This is a genomic window from uncultured Streptococcus sp. (assembly GCF_963516575.1).
Taxonomy (GTDB): domain Bacteria; phylum Bacillota; class Bacilli; order Lactobacillales; family Streptococcaceae; genus Streptococcus.
Map to the genome: position 1 here is coordinate 1 of NZ_CAUQCP010000078.1, position 4,308 is coordinate 4,308.

A 4,308-nucleotide genomic window follows, 5' to 3' on the forward strand; every position below is an offset into this window, starting at 1 on the left:
GCTTGAGTATATGGATGAATTGGATTGTTAAACAATTCTTCTGTTTCTGCAACCTCTACAATAACACCCTTATAAATAACTGCGATACGATCTGAAATAAAGCGAACAACCGACAAGTCATGGGCGATAAAGAGATAGGTCAAGCCAAGTTCTTTTTGGAATTTTTTGAGCAAGTTCAAGACTTGGGCACGAACAGAAACGTCCAAGGCTGAAATGGGCTCATCCGCAATAACAAAATCTGGTTGCATCACTAAGGCACGAGCAATACCGATACGTTGACGTTGACCACCTGAGAACTCATGAGGGTAACGAGTCAAGTGCTCAGCAAGAAGACCCACTTCACGGATAATATTTTTAACTTTCTCTTTACGTTCTTCTTCATCCTTGAACAGATGATGATTGTAAAGACCTTCAGAAATAATATAATCAACAGTCGCACGTTCATTCAAACTTGCGGCAGGGTCTTGGAAAATCATCTGGATTCGACGAATCAATTCCGCAGCTTGTTCACGCGATTTCTTACCATTAATCTTTTGACCTTCAAAAATGATATCTCCATTACTTGTATCATTTAGACCGATGATAGCACGACCAATAGTTGTTTTCCCACTACCTGACTCACCTACAAGCGAGAACGTTTCTCCCTTGTTGATAAAGAAGTTGGCATTTTTAACCGCGACAAACTTCTTACTTCCTTCACCGAAGGAAATTTCTAAATCTTTGATTTCTACTAATTTTTCAGACATTTCCTTCCTCCTAGTCTGCCAGATGGGCAAATCCCATTTTATCACGGATCTTATCGTGAAGATTTGCAATCACAGCTGGTTTTTCTACTTTTGGAGCATCCTCATGAAGAAGCCAAGTTTTAGCCCAATGCGTCTCTGATACTGAGAATTGAGGAGCTTTTTGTTCGAAGTCAATTTGCATTGCGTAGTCTGAACGCAAGGCAAAGGCATCCCCTTTCAGGTCAGTATAAAGTGACGGAGGTGTTCCTGGGATTGAGTAAAGTTCCCCTTTATCATCAGCAAGCTGAGGCAAGCTAGACAAGAGACTCCATGTATATGGATGGCGAGGGTCATAGAAGACTTCCTCAACAGTTCCATACTCAACGATTTCTCCAGCATACATAACCGCCACCTTATCCGCAATACTTGCTACCACACCAAGGTCGTGGGTGATAAAGATTGTTGTGAAATGGTACTCGTTTTGTAATGATTTGAGCAAATCAATAATCTGTGCTTGAATGGTCACATCCAAGGCAGTCGTTGGCTCGTCACAAATCAAGACATCAGGTCGGCAAGCAAGGGCAATAGCAATAACGATACGTTGACGCATTCCTCCAGAATATTGGAATGGGTATTCATCAAAACGTCTATCTGCTTCTGGAATCCCAACCTTATTCATGTAGTCAATGGCCAATTCCTTTGCTTCCTTAGCTGTTTTTCCTTGGTGTTTTACAATAACTTCTGTAATCTGACTACCAATTGTTTTAATTGGGTCCAAACTAGTCATTGGATCCTGGAAGATAGTCGCAATCTTAGCACCACGAATTTGTTCCCAATCCTTGTGAGAAGACAAGACTGTCAAATCCTGACCACGATAGTCAATGCTACCTTGAGCAATGCGACCATTTTCTTCAAGCATACCAGTGAAGGTTTTTGTCAAAACAGATTTCCCTGATCCTGACTCACCTACCAAGGCCAACACTTCACCTTCAAGCAGCTCAAGAGAAACACCACGAATAGCTGTCAACACTTTGTCACGAACGTCAAATTCCACGACAATATCGCGAGCAGTCAAAATTACATTTTTTTCTTTTGTCATTTCTACTCCTATCTATGTGTACGTGGATCACTAGCATCCGCTAAGTTTTGACCAACTACGAAAAGGGACAAGGATACCAAGACAAGGGTTGTCAATGGAATCCAGAATAAGTAAGCATTGGTTGTTACGTTTTGTGAATAATCCGAAATCAAACGACCCAAACTTGGTACTGTAATCGGTAATCCAAGACCGAAGAAAGACAAGAAGGCTTCGTATGAGATAAAGCTTGGAAGCATTTGTGTCATCGTTGTCACAATAACAGATACCAATTGTGGCATGATGTTTTTGGCAACAATCTTCAAGGTTGGTGTCCCCAAAGTACGTGACGCCAAGTTGTATTCCAAGTCACGATAACGCAAGATTTGCACACGGATCATGAAGGCAATCCCAATCCATGTTGTTACACTCATAGCAAAAATCAGATTCCAGAATCCAGCTCCGATTGAGTAAGTCAAGACAATGACAATCAAAAGAGATGGGATGTTTGAGATGACGTTATAAACTTCCATCATCACACGGTCAACTGATTTTGAAATACCCCAAATACCACCGACAAAGACACCGATAACCAAGTTAATCACTGTCGCAATCACAGAAATGAGGATAGAGTTACGAGCTCCGAACCAGACACCGTCAAAGAGAGATTTACCGTTACTGTCTGTACCGAACCAATGCTCAGCGTTTGGCTTGATATAACGAGCGCTAAAGTCGTTTACCTTGCTGACATCATTGAAATCAAACTTAGAAAACATTGGGTAGATGAAACTCATCAAAATGATAGCTACCAAGATTCCCAACATAACTACAGTTGATTTTTTCTTCATAAATTGTCTAAACACTGAACCCCAGTATGAATAAGCTGGCGCATCAATGGCTTCAGAGGCAAAATCGTCACGTTTTACAAACTGAAATTTTTCTTTATCGATTGTAGACATTATTTGCCTCCTTTCTCAGTCAATTTAATACGTGGGTCAATAATAGTCATCCAAATATCTCCCAAAAGAAGTGAGAAGATAGAAATACATGTAAAGATGAAGACAAGACCAACGACCATAGAGTTATTAGATGCTTTTACAGAGTCAATCAACATTTTACCCATACCTGGGAAGGCGAAGACTGTTTCAGTAAGGGTTGCACCACCGATAACCCCGATAACAGCACCAGGAATTCCTGAAACCAGCGGAACCATGGCATTTTTAAAGATGTGTTTATTTGAAATTTCTTTTTCAGACAAACCTTTGGCACGAGCAAAACGTACAAAGTCTTGTGATTGCAAGTCAATCATGTAACGACGAATCCAAATAGCTGTACCAGGAGCACCCAACAAACCAAGGATAACTGCTGGTAAAACATAGGAACGCCAATCTCCAGCACCCAAGATAGGGAATGAATCTGGCAAACCGATTGAAGAACCAGCCAAACGAACGATATAAACCAAGGCAATGGTTGGAAGAGCCATCAAGAAGGTCAAAGCCCCTGTTGAAAAGCTATCAATCCAAGTATTCTTGAAGCGAGCCATAGCTGAACCAAGTGGCACGGCAATCGCATAAGAAATCAGCAAACCAATCAATCCAACGACAGCAGAGCTAGCAATCATAGAAGGATATTGGTAGTTACTTTCAGTTGCAGTATATGGGTCATCTTTCCCATAGTTAGCTACTTCACGAGAGTCAGCCTGACTAGGTGATTTGTAGGTTCTTGAGTAAATATTTACAGAAGAAGTTTTCTTACCTGTTGGGAACTGAACTTGAGATGTTTTTGTTTGCCCTTGTCCTTGAGTAATAACCTGTAAAACAGGGCTATTAGCATAGGTTGGATAAGAGTCGCCTAAATTAATGTTCACAAAATTTTGATGCACAAATGGGAACTGACTGTTGAAGTACAAGAGATATTTGTGTTTAGTTCCTGAACCAACCAATGACCATCCGATAGCTGGATCGTTTTCGAAACGAAGGTAACGTTTCAAGTCTGGATTTTCAGGGTCTTGAATTTTATTTGTATGATCAATGTCAATCAAGTTAGCATAGAATTTGAAAACACGTTCAAAAATCGGGATTTCACGCGTAGCGTAGAATTGGCCACTTTCAGTAAATTCTCCCAGGGTCCAACCATGACCGATTTGTTTGATGTATTTTTCATAGATAGCCTTGTTGGTATCATTAGCTTCAACGGTTACAGAGGCATCCATCTGGCTAGCTTTTTCTTGCAACTCTTTGGTATCGTAGTACTCGATATAGCCCATACGCTCATAAACGGTATTCTCATAGTTATCACGTTTATCAGCAGTCGTCGCAATCTTGTTATAGTTGGTATCCTGTTTGAAAATCAATTTTCGAGGAACCATTGTATAGATAATCGTGTAGGTCAAGGTTGTTACTAAGAAGATAGAAACCAATGACCGCAAGACACGCATAAAAATATATTTTTTCATATCGTTTCCTTTTTAAATCCCAAAAGAACCTTCTCCTCATGGAGAGAAAGTTC

Annotated in this window: 4 protein-coding genes; all 4 read right to left on the minus strand. The window is 40.4% G+C overall.

All coding sequences use genetic code 11. The annotated features are described in order from the left end of the window. A partial coding sequence (locus RWM06_RS09435; RefSeq protein ID WP_313970929.1) for an ABC transporter ATP-binding protein occupies window positions 1-746 on the minus strand: 746 nt, incomplete at its 3' end. Between the two features lie 10 nt (window positions 747-756). Continuing rightward, entirely contained in the window at window positions 757-1,824 is a 1,068-nt protein-coding gene (locus RWM06_RS09440; protein ID WP_313970930.1) for an ABC transporter ATP-binding protein, read from the minus strand. Window positions 1,825-1,832: 8 nt separating this feature from the next. Beyond that, on the minus strand, window positions 1,833-2,759 hold the full coding sequence (gene oppC / locus RWM06_RS09445; RefSeq protein WP_000103691.1) for an oligopeptide ABC transporter permease OppC: 927 nt from the start codon (window positions 2,757-2,759) through the stop codon (window positions 1,833-1,835). Then, complete coding sequence (locus tag RWM06_RS09450; protein WP_173277231.1) at window positions 2,759-4,255, minus strand: ABC transporter permease; 1,497 nt, start codon at window positions 4,253-4,255, stop codon at window positions 2,759-2,761. Before RWM06_RS09450 ends, oppC begins: the two co-directional genes overlap by 1 nt. Between the last annotated feature and the right edge of the window lie 53 nt (window positions 4,256-4,308).